Here is a 16204-nt window from a genome sequence, read left to right on the forward strand (position 1 = left end):
TGAGGGCGATGCCAGGTCGAGAACCTGACTCCACCAGCGGCGATTCCGAGCCCGGGCACAGTACCGGGCAGCGCCTCCGTGGCCGATCCACACCCCCGGTGGCAACCATCCGGCGCACACCCTCACCCGAACACATCACGTACTCCACGCCCTGCGCGACAGACGCGGCGGCGCTGCCCTGACGTGCCCTTCGGGTGGGCCGGTGTGCCCTCACCCGAAGGGAACGACCCCGTGCACACCATGCTCACCGAACGCCTGCGCAAGCGCGAACTCACCCGGGCCAAGGAGGCCCTGGCCGACCTCACCGCGGACGAGGTCGTGGTCATGCTGCGCCTGCTGCCCCCCACCGAACACGTTCTCTGTTTCCGGCTCCTGGACAAGGACCGGGCCATGGAGGTCTTCGACCTGCTGGGAGAGGACGAGCAGGTCCGCCTGCTCCAGGCCATGACCGACTCCGAGGCCGCCACCACCCTGGCCGAACTGGACGTGGACGACCAGGCCCGCCTGATCGGAGAGGCCCCGGCCGGGGTCGCCAGGCGCCTGCTCGCCTCGATGGCCTCCACCGACCGGGCACGCGTGGGCGTGCTGCTGGCCTACCCCGAGGGCAGCGCGGGCCGGATGGCCAACCCCTCCTACCTGGCCGTGCGCCCGTACTCCCTGGTCAACGAAACCCTGGGGCTGATCCGCCGCTCGCGGCTGGGGCCCGAAGACGTCACCACCGTCTTCGTCACCACCGCGGACCGCCGCTACGTGGGGCTGGTCAGCGTGGCCGAACTGGTCCAGGCCGACCCCTACGCCGAGGTGGGTCCCCTGGCCCGCCTCGCCGAGGTGTCGGTGTCCACCACCGAGGACGCCGCGGACGCCGCCCGCCTGCTCCAGCGCCGGGACCTGGGCGCGCTGCCCGTCCTGGACTCAGAAAAGCGACTGGTCGGCGCGCTGACCTTCGACGACGCGATGGACGCCCTGGACGACGACACCTCCGAGGTGATGTACCGCAAGGCCGGGATGGGCGACCCCGCCCACGCCAAGGAACTGCTGCGCAGCGAACGCCTCACCAGCGGCAACATCCTCTACCCGGTGCGGGTACGGATCGCCTTCCTCATGGTCACCCTCGCAGGCGGCCTGGCCGTGGGCGGGCTGATCGAGCAGTTCGAGGACGTGCTCGCCGCCGTCGTGGCGGTGGCCATCTTCGTGCCGTTGATCATGGACATGGGCGGCAACGTCGGCACCCAGTCCACCACGATCTTCGCCCGCGGCCTGGCCCTGGGCCACATCGACCCCTCCCGCTTCGGACGCCAGCTCTTCCGCGAGGTACGCGTGGGTTTGGTGATGGCCGTGATCATCGCCTGCGTCGGAGGCGCCGCCGCCTACTTCTGGCAAGGGGCACCCAACGACATCCCCCTGCTCGGCGTGGCCGTTGGCCTCTCACTGTTCACCTCCGTCACCCTGGCCACGTTCCTGGGTTTCGCCCTACCGTGGCTGATGCTCAAGCTCGGACTGGACCACGCTCCCGGGGCTGACCCCTTCATCACCACGATCAAGGACTTCACCGGGCTGGCCGTCTACTTCGGACTCGCCGGAGTCCTGTTGGGAGTGGGATAAGTGTTGGAGTGGTGGGAGTTCGCCCTCAGGCTGGGCTGCGCCCTGGCCCTGGGCGCCCTGGTGGGCGTCGAACGGCAGTGGCGGGCCCGCATGGCCGGGCTGCGCACCAACGCGCTGGTGGCTGTCGGATCAGCCCTGTTCGTACTGCTCGCGGTCAACACGGTCGACGAGATCAGCCCCACCAGGATCGCGGCCCAGGTCGTCTCGGGAATCGGGTTCCTCGGGGCGGGCGTGATCCTGCGCGACGGCATCAACGTGCGCGGCATCAACACCGCGGCCACCATCTGGTGCGCGGCCGCGGTGGGTGTGCTGGCCGGAAGCGGCCTCTACCTGGGGGCGCTGATGGGCGCGGCGACGATCGTGGCCGCCAACGTGCTGCTGCGCCCCATCGCGCGCGTGCTGGAGAACCGGCCCGCCGACGCCGCCAGCGAGGTCCAGACCTGCTACCGCCTGCGGGTGGTCTGCCGGGACGACCAGGAAGCGCACGTACGCGCGCTGCTCTTGCAGGCCCTGTTGGGAACCGGGTTCGTCCTGCGGTCCCTGGACAGCCGCCACATCGAGGACGAGCAGCACATGGTGACCGTCCAGGCCGACCTGACCGCGACCGGCCGCCAGGACGAGGTGCTGGAGCAGGCGATCAGCAGGCTCAGCCTGGAGCCCGGAGTCAGCGCCGTGCACTGGAAGGTCGTGGACGAGCTGTCCCTGTGACCGTCCGCCGCGCCCCGGTCGACGGCACCCGCGCACCAGGCCTCCGGTCCATCCCCGCGTGCGCGGGGCTCGCCCGTGACCGGACGGAAAAGCCTTAAGAATGGATGGGTGGTCCAAGGGGGCCGGGTGAGGCTGATGAAAAAGTGCCGACATGGCTTAGCGGGGCATAGCCGCTCGGCCTCCTGGACACTCCAACCTCTGATTGAGAGCTGCGACCCATCGCTTCGTTAAGGCTCCGATGGTGGCGTGCTCCACGGACCACGCAGTTGCTGGTCACGTGTGGAGCAGGTGGATAGTTGAGTACTCATCGGCGGGCATGGGTCGGAATCGACGCGGGCAAGGGCCACCACTGGGCGGTGGCCGTCGCCGCGGACGGCAACAAGCTGCTGTCGCGCAAGGTGGTCAACGACGAGGCCGAGATCCTCGACCTGATCGCCGACGTGTGCCCCTTGGCTGATGAGGTGCGGTGGGCGGTGGACATCTCCAGCCGTCCCTCCGCGCTGCTCCTGGCACTGCTGCTCGGGCACGGCCAAGAGCTGGTCTACATCCCCGGACGCACGGTCAACCGCATGTCCGGGGCCTTCGCCAGCGACCACAAGACCGACGTCAAGGACGCCCGGACCATCGCCGAGACCACTCGGATGCGGTCGGACTTTCGTCCGCTGGAGCTGGCCCCGGACCTGGTGGGCGAGCTGGCTCTGCTCACCTCCTACCGCGCGAACATGACGGCCGACCGGGTGAAGATGATCAACCGGCTGCGCGAGCTGCTGGTGGGGACCTGCCCGGCCCTGGAACCGCGTTTTCGAGTTCCGCAAGCGGCCCGGCCTGGTACTGGTGAGCGGATACTGCACCCCTTCCTCCCTGCGTCGTATGGGTTCAGGGAGGCTGAGTACGTGGTTGGCCAAGCGCGGAGTCCGCAACGCCGCCTACTTCGCTCAGAAGGCGGTCGAGGACGCCAAGTCCCAGACCACCTCACTGCCGGGGGAGAAGCGGGCCGCCTCGCTCACCTCGGATCTGGCCCAGCAGATCCTGGACCTGGACGAGCGGATCAAGCAGATCGACCAGGGGATCGCCGAGGTCCTGACCCAGGACGAGCGCAGCGCGATCATCCAGTCCCTGCCGGGCATGGGGCCGTTGCTGACCGCGGAGTTCATCGCCTTCGCCGGGGACCTGTCCGGATACAAGGACGCCGGACACCTGGCCTCACACGCGGGCATCGCCCCGGCCTCCCGGGACTCGGGCAAACGCACGAACAACAACCGCAGACCCCGGCACTACAACCGCAGGCTGTGCCGCCTGTTCTACCTCTCGGCACAGCCGGCGCTGCTCAGGCCGGGCGCTACCGGCGCAAACGAGCTGAGGGGATGCTTCATCCTCAGGCGGTGCTGTGCCTGGCCAGGCAGCGGATCAACGTGTTGTGGGCGATGCTGCGCGACCAGCGGGCGTACTCACAGGAACACCGCCCCACGACAGCCGGAGTGGCGGCTTAGGAGGCGTCGGTGAGGGCCCGAACGAGTTCGTCGAGGCTCGGGGCGCCGCTGAGGCCCTCAGGGGTCGCATAGACCCGGCAGCTCATCCCGGGTGTCTGTGCAGGTGCGGGGAAGGGGTCCTGGCCGTTGAGGCGGATCGTCGGCGATCCGGGGAAGTGCAGTTGCTGCGCCTGCTCATCGGTTTCCACTTCGACCAGGGTGACCCGCTGGTCAGCGTGTCCGGTGCGCTTCAAGGCCTCGGTCAGGCGTTCCTGGGCTACTTGCCAATTGGGGCACCCGGAGAAGTACAGCAACTCAACGTCCATTCTCCCATGATGGACCGGGTCGGCCTGAGGTCATAGGACGAACTCGCTCGACTCAGACATTGAGACGCTCCACCAGCAACGGTCGATCCCCGCGTACGCAGGGCTCACACTTAACGACCTGCGACGATGTGGGTCGTTATCTTCCCGCAACATGAATTCAGGTCGCAGCTTCCGAGGACTCGGTGTTGCACTGATGCTCATTGCTAGAGGCCCTGGCGGGCGAGATGCCCGCCGAGCCCTTGCCGCCGACATGCGGGAGCGAGGCGAGTGGGGCGACCGGAGAGTTCTCGCAGCCAAGTGCCGGTACTTGTCGTACACGACCATCCAGCTTCAGCATCGCCTGCTCGTGATCCGTCGCTGCGCCCCGGGCCGAGGGCTCTGCCCCTGAGCTCGGAAGAGGTGTCCGGCGTGCCCCGAAGGGCTGCGACACCACAGGGCGCCGAATGCATACCCCTTCCCTGGTGGAATCAGGAGCAAGCCTTTCAGATCCGAAGAACTCTTCTCGCGATGGAGGAGCCACAGCGGGTGGGATGTTTTCGGAAATACCCCGAAGCAGCCTCTGCCCCGGACCCGGGAAGCGCTGCGGATGACCCACAGGTCATCTCACCTGGAATTTATCCGGAAATCTGAGCAGCCGCACTCGTGCTATAGCCGCCCCTCACCTCCCCGGGGTTTTCTTTACTCATGAGGAAGATAGCTAAAACACGGATAGACCCCTGGAGACCACCTCTCATGATGGCACCCCCAGCAGGGTTTCGATGTTTTCATCAAGGTCATTAAGCCCCACCCGGACACCCGCCCGAAAACCTCGCAACCAGACCCTGAACCTCCCTGAAAATCCTCAATCCCCCTGTTCACATCCCTTACATACCTCGCAAACCTTCCCAAAACAGTAGATTATCGACAGCACTTCAAGCGCCGAGAAATTCCACGTCAGAGCCCTGGCAACGCTTCGACCTGCCTTTATAAGTTCCCCCCGAAGCAGAGAGGCCTTTCGACCCTGGAAGCGACAGGAAAATTCCCGTACGCGACCCGACGGCCACACTCTCCTCGAACCTGACGATCTGGGGCGTGAATACGCAGATCAGGACCGGAGAAAGACGCCTCACTGACCCGCAAGTTAATACCGAGTAATCGTCGAGCCGAAAAATAACAAGCAAAGGTGTGGACATGGCGATAACCCGCATGCCACCATCTGGAAGGCCGCTGAACAATGAAGTCGTGAGGGAGTTCGTATGATCAAGGGGTACGGTGTGTTCTGCGACGCCGACCGCTATTTCTACGACACGCCCCACCGCATCTGGGCTGGTTCCGGCGCCTCCGGAACGGTCGGTGAACGCGACCGGGTCTTCGACAGGGCGGAGTGGCCGGCACCCGAAGGGTGGCAGCGGAACCGCTCCGGTGACTGGCTGGCGCTGCGTCCCGTCGAGCACCGGCTGCCGAACCAGGGCTGGAAGATCCACGTCTCCTCCTGCCTGGACAACGCGGAATCGGTCCTGGCCCGGGTCTGGGACTACTGCGTGGAACGGACCGTCTCCTTCAAGTTCGTCCCCACCCGTTACCTGCTGCACAACCGGAACGCCAAGTACGCGGATCGCGGGGGCAGCGGGAAGTTCATCACCGTCTACCCGACCGACGACCAGTGCGCCTCGGTCGCCGCCGACCTGGACGCACTCGTGGGCGGCGAACCCGGCCCGTACATCCTCAGCGACCTGCGCTGGAACGCGGGGCCGGTCCACCTGCGCTACGGGAGCTTCACCCGAAGGCACTGCTACGACGAGCACGGCGATCCGGTGCCCGCCCTGGAGAACGACGAGGGCGTGCTGGTGCCGGACCAGCGCGGCCCGGCCTTCCACGTGCCGGAGTGGGTGACCGTCCCCGACTTCCTCCGCCCGCACCTGCAGGCGCGCGACGCCGTGGACGTCACCGGTCTGCCCTACGACATCGAGCGCGCCCTGCACTTCTCCAACGGCGGCGGTGTCTACGCCGGCCGGGACCGGCGCACCGGTGAACCCGTGGTGCTCAAGGAAGCCCGGCCGCACGCCGGCCTGGCCGCCGACGGCGCCGACGCGGTACACCGCCTGGCACAGGAGCGCACCGCCCTGGAACGCCTCTCCGGCCTGGCCTGCACCCCCGAGGTCAAGGACTCCTTCACCCTGGGCGAGCACCACTTCCTGGTGATGGAGTTCATCCACGGCAAGCCGTTGAACTCCTACTTCGCCCACCGGCACCCCCTGGTCGAGGCGGACCCCGCACCGGAGGTGCTGAGGGAGTACGGCCGGTGGGCGATGCGCCTGCACGGCCTGGTGGAGGAGGCCATCGAGGCGGTGCACGCGCGCGGCATCGTCTTCAACGACCTGCACCTGTTCAACATCATGGTTTCCGAGGACGAGTCCTCGGTGGTCCTGCTCGACTTCGAGGTCGCCCGGGACATAGGCGAGGGCAGCCGCCAGACGGTCGCCAACCCGGGCTTCGTCGCCCCGCGCGGGCGCCGGGGCTTCGACGTGGACCTGTACGCCCTGGCCTGCCTGCGCCTCGCCCTCTTCCTGCCCCTGACCAATGTGCTGGCGGTGGACCGGAGCAAGGCCCGGCACCTGGCCGAGGAGGCCGCACGCGTCTTCCCCGAGGCCCGGGAGTTCCTGGAGCTCGGCGTGGCGGAGATCCTGCGCGACCCGGACGGCGCCGCGGGGGCAGGCGCGTCCGCGCGCAAGGGGCGCACCTCGGTCAGCGACGAGCCCGGACCCTACCCGCCGGTCGAGCCGGGAGACTGGCCCCGCAGCCGGGATTCGATGGTCCGCGCCATCCTCGCCTCAGCCACCCCCGACCGGGAGGACCGCTACTTCCCAGGCGACATCACCCAGTTCACGACGCCCGGCGGCGGTCTCTCCTTCGGCTACGGCACGGCCGGGGTGCTCTACGCCCTCGCTGAGAGCGGCGCCGCGCGGTGCCCCGAGGCCGAGCAGTGGCTGGTGCGGCACAGCAAGGAGCCCGACTCGGGAACCCCCCTGGGTTTCTTCGACGGCCTCTCGGGGCTGGCCTGGACCCTGCACCGCCTCGGTCACCGGGATGCTTCCCTGGCCCTGGCCGAGCTGGTCATGGAGCAGCCGTGGGAAGGGCTCGGTCCGGGCCTGCACGGCGGGACGGCCGGAATCGGGCTGGCCCTGGACTCCCTGGGCACCGGGATCGGGGAGTCGGAGCTGCACGCGGGCGCGCTGCGCTGCGCGGAGCTGGCCGCGGACGGCTTCCTGGCGGCTGCGCCCGAGCGGCGCCGCGCCGGGCTGCTCCACGGGGGCGCGGGTGTGGCCCTGCTCTGCCTGCGCCTGTACGAGCGGACCGGTGACACCGCGCTGCTCGACCTGGCCGATCGCACGCTCCGGGCCGACCTCGACCGCTGCGTCACCAGCGCCTTCGGCACGCTGCAGGTGGACGAGGGATGGCGGACCATGCCCTACCTGGGTGAGGGCAGCGTCGGTGTGGGGATCGTGCTCGACGACTACCTGGAGCACCGTTCCGACGAGGTGTTCGAGCGGGCCCGCCCGGGGATCGTCGGGGCCGCGCGGTCCGGGTTCTACGCCCAGCCGGGGCTCTTCCGCGGTCTGGCGGGCATGGTCCTGTACCTGAGTCGGACGACGGCTCCCGGGCCCGGTACCGAGGCGGCACAGGTGCGTCGCCAGATCGACGCCCTGACCCGGTACGCCATGCGCTACCGGGGCCACCTGGCCTTCCCCGGGGAGCAGCTGATGCGGCTCTCCATGGACCTCTCCACGGGCACCGCGGGCTGTCTGCTGGCACTCGCCGCAGCGCAGAGTGAACAGCCTGCCCGGCTGCCCTTCCTCCCTCCGCTGCGGCGGACCCAGAACCGGCCACTGCCATGGTCCGGAACAAATGAATAACGGAGAAGCGAATTCCGATCGAAAGGATAACAGCTATGACCCTGCTCGACCTGCAGTCCATGGAGACCGACAAGAACGAGGCCCAGGGCGGCTCCGGCGGCACCAGCACCGCCAGCCTGCTGCTGTGCGGCGACAGCAGCCTGAGCGTCACCACCTGCTAGGGATCCCGCCGCGGACGAACGCGGCGTGAGCGAGCCGTGGGGGAGGGATCCCGCCCCCACGGCCTCGGGTCCGGTGAACGCGGACCCTGCTGCGGCCCGGCGGTGCCCACGGGCGCCGCCGGGCTTCACCACGAGCCATGCAGGAAGGCGACCGGATGGTGTCCACCCGCCCGCGTGAGGGCAAGGCCGACCCCCGCGCCGTACGCTCCGCGGACGCCCTGCTCGTCCGGGTGGCCAGGGCGAGCGCCGGACGCACCGCGGCAATCCTGCTGTGCGCCGCCGCGGCGGCGGCCGCTTCACTGGCCCTGCCCGCCGTGCTCGGCCTCACCCTCGACCTGCTCCTGGAGGGCCGTCCGGGCGCCGGACGCGCGCTGGCGGCGACGGTGGCCCTGACCGCGGCCGAGGTCGCCCTGGGTGCGACCGTCGCCCTGCTGGCGGGAACGGTCGGCGCACGGTCGACCGCCTGGCTGCGGCTGCGGGCGGTGCGACGGCTGCTGGCGGCCCCGCCCAGGAGCGTGAGCCGCTTCTCCCCCGGCGATGTGGCGACCCGGCTCTCGGTGCACGCCACCGAGGCAGGTGCGGCCCCGGCCGCCGCGGCCCAGGTCATCACGGCCGTCCTCACCCCGGTCGGCGCCCTGGTCGCGCTGTTCGTGATCGACCCGTGGATCGGCTTGGCCTTCCTCCTGGGCCTGCCCGCCCTCGGCCTGCTGCTGCGCTCCTTCGCCCGCGACTCCTCCGACACCGTCTCCCGGTACCAGCGGGTGCAGTCCCTGCTCGCGACGCGTCTCACGGACGCCCTGGGCGGTGCCCGCGCCATCGCCGCCGCCGGGACAGCGGACGAGGAACGCGCACGCGTCCTGCGTCCCCTGAGTGAGCTCGGTACCGAGGGGCGGCGCATGTGGTCGGTGCACGGCTCCGCGATGGCGCGCAGCGGAGTACTCATGCCCCTGCTCATCACGGCCGTGCTCGCGGTGGGCGGGTTCGGTCTCGCGGAGGGGAGGATCAGCGTCGGCGACCTGCTGGCGGTGTCCCGCTACGCCGCACTGGCCGCGGGTCTGGGGGCGGTGGCCGGTCCGCTCGGAGCGCTGATCCGCGGCCGCACGGCCGCGCGCCGCGTGAACGAGCTCGTCACCGTCCCCCCGCTGGCCCACGGGCGGCGGAGGCTGCCTGACGGCGGTCCCGGAACCCTGGAACTGCGCGGGGTCGGAGTGGCACTCGACGGCGTGTGGGTGCTGCGCGGGGTCGACCTGCGCGTGCCCGGAGGCCAGACGGTGGCCGTCGTGGGGCGTTCCGGCTCCGGCAAGTCGACGCTGGGCGCCGTCGCGGGAGGGCTCACCGCCCCCGACGAGGGCGAGGTCCGCCTGGACGGCGTACCCGTGGGCGCGGTGGCGTCCGACGTACTCCGCCGGGAGGTCGGATACGCGTTCGAACGGCCCTCCCTGCGGGGCGCCACCGTCGCGGACGCGATCGCCTCGGGGGTCCAGACCCCCTCGGCCGAGCGCGTACGGGCGGCCGCCCAAGCGGCCGGAGCCGACGACTTCGTCCGGGCGCTCCCCCGGGGGTACGCCACCGCGTTGGAGGAGGCGCCGCTCTCGGGCGGGGAACTGCAACGGCTGGGACTGGCCCGGGCGTTCGCCCACGCCGGGCGGCTGATGATCCTGGACGACGCCACCTCAAGTCTGGACACGGCGACCGAACGGCAGGTGGACCGGGCCCTGGCGCGTGAGGTCCGCCCGGGTACCCGAATCGTCATGGCGCACCGGCTCTCCACCGCGGCGCGCGCGGACCAGGTGGTGTGGCTGGAGGGCGGCCGTGTCCGGGCCGTGCGCACCCACGCCGAACTGTGGCGCGACCCCGACTACCGCGCGGTCTTCGACTGCGGCGACGCCCGCGGTGAGCGGGTGGACCGGTGAGGCCCGCAACGGTGGCGGATGAGGCCGGAGCGGCGCGGACAGCCGGGTCGGCCAGCCAGCCCCCACCCCGGTCCGGCCGCCACCGGGGCGCGCTGCGCCGGCTGATGCCGCACGCCCGGCCCTTCCTGTGGCACCACAGGCGGGTCCTGCTGCGCCTGGGCGCCTGGTCGTTGCTGGAGTCGGCACAGACCTTCCTCGTCGGGATCTGTCTGGCGCGCGCCCTGGACCAGGGGTTTCTGGCGGGGCAGCCCACCGTCGGCCTGGGGTGGCTGGCCGTCGCCGCGGTCTCGATCCTGCTGGCCGGGCCCGTACTGCGCGGTGTGTTCGGTCAGCTCTCCGGGCTGGTGGAACCGCTGCGGGACGGGCTGGTGCGGCGCGCGGTCCGCCAGGCGCTGAACCGGGCCGTGGCCGATCCGGCACGGGCGGCGGGTGCCCGGCGCGCCGCGGTCTCGCGGCTCACCCAGCAGACGGAGATCGCGCGGGACAGCTTCGCCGGCCTGGTCCTGACGGTGCGGTCCTTCCTGTTCATCGCGGCGGGGGCGCTGGTGGGGATGTTCGCCCTGGCCCCCGCACTGCTGCTGGTCGTGCTACCCCCCATACTGCTCGGGCTGGTGCTCTTCCTGCTGGCCCTGGCCCCCATGGCCGCGGCGCAACGCCGGTTCCTGGACGCCGACGAGGCGTTCACCGACCGTGCCGGAGGTCTGCCGGGCCAACTGCGCGACCTGGTGGCCTGCGGGGTCACGGACAGCGCGGGTGAGGAGACCAGAGCCCTGGCGGAGGAGGCCGCCGCGTCGACGCGGTCCCTGGCCCGGTGGACGGCCGTGCGGACCCTGACGCTCGGCGTCGCCGGCCACCTCCCCGTGCTCATGCTGCTGGCCGCCACGCCGTGGCTCCTGGGGCAGGGCGTCACCACGGGCGCGATCATGGGCGCCCTGGCCTACCTCGTGCAGTCCCTGCTGCCGGCGCTCCGGGCGATGATGACCGCCGTGGGCGCCGCGGGCAGCCGTCTCGTGGTGGTCCTGGACCGGTTCGTGTCCGTGGACGCGGACGGCGCGGACACCGCGGACGGGGGAACCCCCCGGGCGGCGGAGCCGGGTGCGCGCGGGGCGTTCTCCTTCCCGGGCACCGGACCGGTTCCGGTGCCGGCGGTGTGGTGCCGTGGTGTGCGGGTGTCCTACGGGGCGGGGACACGCCCCCTGGTGGAGGGGTTCTCGCTCTCGGTCGGGGCGGGGGAGCGCATCGCGGTCGTCGGCCCCAGCGGGATCGGCAAATCCACGCTGGCGCACGTGCTGTCCGGACTGCACGCCCCGGACGAGGGAACCGTACGGCTGGCGGGACAGCCGATCGCCGGGCACTCCCCACGGGAACTGGCCCGGATGCGGGTGCTCCTCCCCCAGGAGGGCTACGTCTTCGCCGGTTCGGTCAGGGAGAACCTCGCCCAGCTGGAGCCCGGGGCCGGGGACGAGCGCATCGTCCGGGCGGTGGCGGCGCTGCGCCTGGAAGCGCTGGTGGACCGCCTCGGCGGCCTGGACGCCGACGTGGATCCCGCGAGCCTCTCGGCCGGGGAGCGGCAGGCGCTCTGCCTGGGCCGGGCCTACGTGTCCCCGGCGCCGCTGCTCATCCTGGACGAGTCGACCTGCCATCTGGACCCGGCCGCCGAGGCGCACGCGGAGGACGCGTTGGCGGACCGGCCGGACACGACACTGCTCGTCATCGCGCACCGGCTGTCCTCGGCGCTGCGGGCCGACCGGATCCTCGTCCTGGACGGCACGGGCACGGCGTTCGGCACACACCGGTCTTTGCTGCGCGACTCCCCGCTCTACCGGGACCTGACCGGGCACTGGAACGCGTCCGGCTGAACGGGGCGGGGCCGACGTCCGGGACAGCCTCCCCCACTCCGTCGGCGGGCCGGGACCGTGCGTTCCCCGAGGCGAACCCCGCGTGCCCCGGGAGGACCTAGGCCGGGGCCGGGCCGAGTGCGGACAGGGGGTCATGCGCGAAACGGGACTCGGGCAGACCGGTCTCACGGCTCAGCGCCCGGACGAGGCCGCTGCGGGTCAGGTAACCGGAGGCCCGGGCGGCCTCAGGCAGGCCGTACCCGGCGCGCAGACTCGAGACGGCCGTGTTCAGCCGAGCGCGCGTCCGCCAACGGGTGAACGGATATCCCGTCTGTTCGGCGAAGAGTCGCTGCACGTGGCGGACGCTCGTGTGGTGGCGCCGTGCGAGCTCCTCCAGCGTGGTGTCGCGATCGAGTGCCTCGCGTGCGATCGCCCGAGCCACCGGGTGCTCGGGGACCGGCACCGGGAAACACGGCCGGGGCAGGCCCTCCAGAACGGCGTCGAGCGCCTGCCGGAAGGGGTGGACCTGCTCAGCGGTGGCCGGTGCGGCACCCAGAACGGTCATCATGACCCGGGTCAGGGCGGGAACGACGCCGAGGCGGTGGACCCGTTCCGGCGGGAGCGTAGCCGGTGAGAGCATCGGCCCCAGAGCCATGCCCGCGTCCCGCAGACGCATCGAATGGGGAACGCCCGGGGCCAGCCAGAGGTTGTAGCGGGCCGCCAGGGTGATCTGCTGCCCCTCGACCACCAGATCCGCGGTCCCCGTGACCACGTGGATCAGGTGGGGGACGTCGTGGGCGTGGGTGTCGTGTCCCAGGAACCGGATCGAGTTCTCCGGCACGACCCGGCAGAGCTGTTTCGGCGTCATCCTCGCTCCAGGGAACATGTCGTCTCGGGCGCCTACCGGTGTCACCTGGGGCACCACCAGCGGCGACAGGAATATTAGCCTAGCCTTACCTTATATTCACCCCCGGTTGCCCGAGCGCCCGCTCCCCTGCCCCAGATCGAGGTCCCATGCGATCCACCCGTCCCTTCCCCCTCCCCCTGGCCTGCGCTCTGGCCGCCGGGATCCTCCTCGTCTCCGGTTGCGGGTCCGCCGACGGCGCCTCCCCCGGCCCCGCGTCCGATGACGCGGAGACCCGGACCGTACAGACCGACCAGGGAGAGGTGACCGTCCCCGCCGACCCACAGCGGGTCGTGGTCCTGAACTACGCGCTGGCGGGATACCTCTACGGACTGGACGTGCCGGTGGTGGCCACGGTCCCCGAGGACGCCGACGGTGAAGGCGCCTACTCGGACTTCTGGGCCGAGGACGCCGAGCAGGACGGGACCGGGTTCCTGCCCTGGAGCACGGACGGCTTCGACCTCGAAGCGGTCCTGGGAGCCGAGCCCGACCTGATCGTCGCGGGCGGCCTGGGCTTCCCCCTGTTCCAGGCGATCGAGGTCTACGACCAGCTCAGCGAGATCGCTCCGACCGTGGTCGTCAGCGGCTCCCACGCCACCTGGCAGGAGCAGTACGGGTTCCTCGCCGAGGAGGTCTTCGACGAGGGCGAGCGCTACGAGGAGCTGGTGGCCGCCTACGACGAACGCGTGGAGGAGGTACGCGAGGCCATCACCCCGCCGCCCGGCCCGGTCACGTTCCTGGTACTGACCGCCGACCACACCCCCTACGCGCTCATCGAGGACACCGGGCTGCCCCGGACCTTCGAACGGCTCGGCCTCGAGACCGACCCCCTGTTCGCCGAGAACGACGTCGAGCCCTACACCACCGGTGGCGACATGTTCGAGCTCTCCACCGAACAGGTCGGCCAGATGGTCACCGCCCCCACGGTGTTCGTGCTCGGTTTCAACGGTGACACCGCCGACGTGGCGACCGTGTCGGAGTCCGACGTGTACTCGGCCCTGCCCGCGTTCGAGGGCGGCCACGCCTACGACCTGCCGCACTGGGTCCTGCGCGGCGACTACGACGAGGAGATGGCCCTCCTCGACATCGTCGAGGAGCAGTTCTCGTGAGAGGGGCACGAACAGCACCCGGCATCGGACTCGCGGTCACGCTGACGTGCGCGGGACCGTGACGGCCACCCGGGGGCCGGGCGAGCGGCACACGCCCGCAAGCGCCGCGGCCGCACCCGGTACCGGTGACCGCACCCTGCGCCGACGCCCGCTGTGGCTGGCCCTGTGCCTGGTCCTGCTCGCCCTGTCCTGCGCCGCCAGCCTCCTGGTGGGGTCGGCCCGGCTGCCGGCGGCCACCGTGTGGGCCGCCCTGGTCTCGCCCGACCAGGGGATCGACCACCTCACGGTGCTCTCCCTGCGGGTGCCGCGCACGGTACTGGGTTTGCTGACGGGAGCCGCCCTGGGGGTGGCCGGAGCCCTGGCCCAGGCCCTGACCCGCAACCCGCTGGCCGATCCCGGCATCCTCGGGGTCAACTCGGGCGCGGCCTTCGCCATCACCGTCGGTGTGGCGGCCTTCGGGGTGACACGCCTGGACCAGTACCTGTGGTGGGGCCTGACCGGGGCCCTGGGCGCCACCGTGCTCGTGTACGCGGTGGCCGCCCGCGGACCGGGCGGTGCGACCCCGCTGCGCCTGACCCTGGTCGGGGTGGCGCTCGGCGCGGTCTTCGCCGGGGCCGCCTCGGCCCTGTCCCTGCTGGACCCCCAGGCTTTCGACCGGATGCGCTACTGGGGAGCGGGCACCCTCGCGGACCGTCCGGACGGCACGGTGGAGACCATCGTCCCCTTCGTGGTGGCCGGGCTGGTCCTGGCACTGGCGCTGGTGCGGCCCCTCAACGCCCTGGCCCTGGGCGACGAACTCGCCCACGCGGTGGGGGCGCGCGTCGCGCTGACCCGCGTGCTCGGGGTCGCCGCGATCACACTGCTGTGCGGATCGGCCACGGCTGCCGTGGGCCCCATCGGCTTCGTCGGGCTCATGGTGCCGCACGCGGTCCGCCTGGCCACCGGCCCGGACCAGCGGTGGATCCTGCCGTTCACCCTGGTACTGGCCCCCGTGCTGGTGCTGGTCTCCGATGTCCTGGGGCGCCTGGTCGTATGGCCCGCCGAACTCCAGGTCGGCGTCATCACCGCCCTGTTCGGGGCGCCCGTGCTCATCCTGCTGGTCCGTCGCGCGAAGACAGGTGCCCTGTGAACGACACGATCGTCCTGAGGGCAGGGCGCGTGAGCCTGCGCTCCTCCCGGCGCGCGCTCCTGGCCTACGGCCTGCTCCTGCCCGTCCTGGTCGGCTGTGTACTGGCCGCCCTGTCGATGGGGTCGCGGCCGCTGTCGCCCGCCGAGGTCTTCGGCGCCCTGGCTCCGGGCGCGCACGGACCCGACCGGCTGGTCGTCGTGGAGTGGCGTGCGCCCCGGGCGCTGGCCGCCGCGCTCTTCGGCGCGTGCCTGGGGTTGAGCGGCGCCCTCTTCCAGTCCCTGACGCGCAACCCGCTGGGCAGCCCCGACGTCATCGGGCTCACCACCGGCTCCTACACCGGTGTGGTGTGCGCGATCATGCTGGGCGGCAGCGGGTACGCGGCCATGGCGGGCGGAGCGCTGGCCGGAGGGCTGGGCACGGCGCTGCTGGTGTACCTGCTCGCCCTGCGCCAGGGGATGCGGGGCTTCCGGCTCATCATCGTGGGCATCGCGGTCAGCGCCATGCTGACCTCCGTCAACACCTGGTTCTCGGTCAAGGCCGACCTGGACCTGGCGCTGCGCGCGGCGGTCTGGGGCGCCGGAACGCTCAACGGTGTGGGGTGGGCCCAGGTGGGGTTCGCCGCCGTGGCCGCCAGCCTGCTGGCTCTGGCCCTACCGGTGTTGGAGCGCCGGACGCGGCAGCTGGAACTGGGCGACGACACCGCCTCCATGCTGGGTGTTCCGGTCGAACGGACGAAAGCGCTCCTGGTGGTGGTCGGTGTCGGCTTCACGTCGGTGGTCACCGCGGTCACCGGTCCGATCGCGTTCGTGGCGTTGGCCGCACCGCAGATCGCGCGGCGGCTGACCGGCCGGGGCGGGGTGGTGGACCTGACCGGTGCGGCACTGGTCGGCGCGGTGCTGCTGTCCCTGGCGGACCTGGTCGCCCAGCACTCGTTCGCGCACACGTCGTTGCCGGTGGGCGCGGTCACCGTGTGCCTGGGCGGCGGCTACCTGGTGTGGCTGCTCCTGCGGGAGTCCGGCAGGTCCTGAAACCGGCCTGCCGGGGCCCGCGCCCCGGCGGGCCGGGCGCGTGGTCGGCGGTGCGGTCCGGCCAGGACGGGTGAGACGGACGGGACGAACCTGAGCCCTTTCCCCAGCGCCCCTCTATCCCCCG

11 protein-coding genes and 1 pseudogene are annotated in these 16204 nt (G+C 71.3%); 10 read left to right on the plus strand and 2 right to left on the minus strand.

Annotated features, from left to right (window positions below; translation table 11 throughout):
* The first annotated feature begins 204 nt into the window (after nucleotides 1-204).
* The 3 genes and pseudogenes from mgtE to NE857_RS18060 all read left to right on the plus strand — a co-directional run bounded on the left by mgtE (nucleotide 205) and on the right by NE857_RS18060 (nucleotide 3800).
* Complete coding sequence (mgtE, locus tag NE857_RS18050) at nucleotides 205-1602, plus strand: magnesium transporter (protein ID WP_254416835.1); 1398 nt, start codon at nucleotides 205-207, stop codon at nucleotides 1600-1602.
* The gene (locus NE857_RS18055; protein ID WP_254416836.1) at nucleotides 1603-2310 is read left to right on the plus strand and encodes an MgtC/SapB family protein; all 708 of its coding nucleotides are present in this window, start codon (nucleotides 1603-1605) and stop codon (nucleotides 2308-2310) included. It abuts the gene before it with no gap.
* Between the two features lie 296 nt (nucleotides 2311-2606).
* A pseudogene (locus NE857_RS18060) lies at nucleotides 2607-3800 on the plus strand (IS110 family RNA-guided transposase).
* On the opposite strand, the gene NE857_RS18065 reads toward NE857_RS18060, so the two are convergent.
* Nucleotides 3797-4105: a DUF2703 domain-containing protein gene (locus tag NE857_RS18065; RefSeq protein WP_254416837.1), complete on the minus strand. Its 309-nt coding sequence runs from the start codon at nucleotides 4103-4105 to the stop codon at nucleotides 3797-3799. The pseudogene NE857_RS18060 and the gene NE857_RS18065 sit on opposite strands and share 4 nt — an antisense overlap.
* A gap of 1235 nt (nucleotides 4106-5340) precedes the next feature.
* Between NE857_RS18065 and lanKC the strand changes: the two genes are divergently transcribed.
* From lanKC to NE857_RS18085, 4 genes are all read left to right on the plus strand, one after another.
* Nucleotides 5341-7998: a class III lanthionine synthetase LanKC gene (lanKC, locus tag NE857_RS18070; protein ID WP_254416838.1), complete on the plus strand. Its 2658-nt coding sequence runs from the start codon at nucleotides 5341-5343 to the stop codon at nucleotides 7996-7998.
* Nucleotides 7999-8033: 35 nt separating this feature from the next.
* The gene (locus NE857_RS18075) at nucleotides 8034-8159 is read left to right on the plus strand and encodes a SapB/AmfS family lanthipeptide (RefSeq protein WP_254416839.1); all 126 of its coding nucleotides are present in this window, start codon (nucleotides 8034-8036) and stop codon (nucleotides 8157-8159) included.
* 137 nt (nucleotides 8160-8296) lie between these two features.
* Nucleotides 8297-10072 carry an ABC transporter transmembrane domain-containing protein gene (locus tag NE857_RS18080; protein ID WP_425572016.1) on the plus strand — a complete coding sequence of 592 codons (1776 nt, stop codon included), beginning with the start codon at nucleotides 8297-8299 and terminating at the stop codon, nucleotides 10070-10072.
* Between the two features lie 104 nt (nucleotides 10073-10176).
* The gene (locus NE857_RS18085; RefSeq protein WP_425572017.1) at nucleotides 10177-11931 is read left to right on the plus strand and encodes an ATP-binding cassette domain-containing protein; all 1755 of its coding nucleotides are present in this window, start codon (nucleotides 10177-10179) and stop codon (nucleotides 11929-11931) included.
* 97 nt (nucleotides 11932-12028) lie between these two features.
* Here the strand turns inward: NE857_RS18085 and NE857_RS18090 are convergent, their stop codons facing one another.
* Nucleotides 12029-12778, minus strand: coding sequence for a helix-turn-helix transcriptional regulator (locus NE857_RS18090; protein WP_254416841.1), 750 nt, complete (start codon nucleotides 12776-12778; stop codon nucleotides 12029-12031).
* A gap of 146 nt (nucleotides 12779-12924) precedes the next feature.
* On the opposite strand from NE857_RS18090, the gene NE857_RS18095 reads away from it, so the two are divergent.
* From NE857_RS18095 to NE857_RS18105, 3 genes are read left to right on the plus strand one after another with little or no spacing between them, the layout of a single operon-like run.
* Nucleotides 12925-13923: an ABC transporter substrate-binding protein gene (locus NE857_RS18095; protein ID WP_254416842.1), complete on the plus strand. Its 999-nt coding sequence runs from the start codon at nucleotides 12925-12927 to the stop codon at nucleotides 13921-13923.
* Nucleotides 13924-13969: 46 nt separating this feature from the next.
* Nucleotides 13970-15052 carry an iron chelate uptake ABC transporter family permease subunit gene (locus NE857_RS18100; protein WP_254416843.1) on the plus strand — a complete coding sequence of 361 codons (1083 nt, stop codon included), beginning with the start codon at nucleotides 13970-13972 and terminating at the stop codon, nucleotides 15050-15052.
* Nucleotides 15049-16080 carry a FecCD family ABC transporter permease gene (locus NE857_RS18105; RefSeq protein ID WP_254416844.1) on the plus strand — a complete coding sequence of 344 codons (1032 nt, stop codon included), beginning with the start codon at nucleotides 15049-15051 and terminating at the stop codon, nucleotides 16078-16080. Before NE857_RS18100 ends, NE857_RS18105 begins: the two co-directional genes overlap by 4 nt.
* Nucleotides 16081-16204 lie beyond the last annotated feature (124 nt).

This window comes from Nocardiopsis exhalans (genome assembly GCF_024134545.1).
GTDB classification, from domain to species: domain Bacteria; phylum Actinomycetota; class Actinomycetes; order Streptosporangiales; family Streptosporangiaceae; genus Nocardiopsis; species Nocardiopsis exhalans.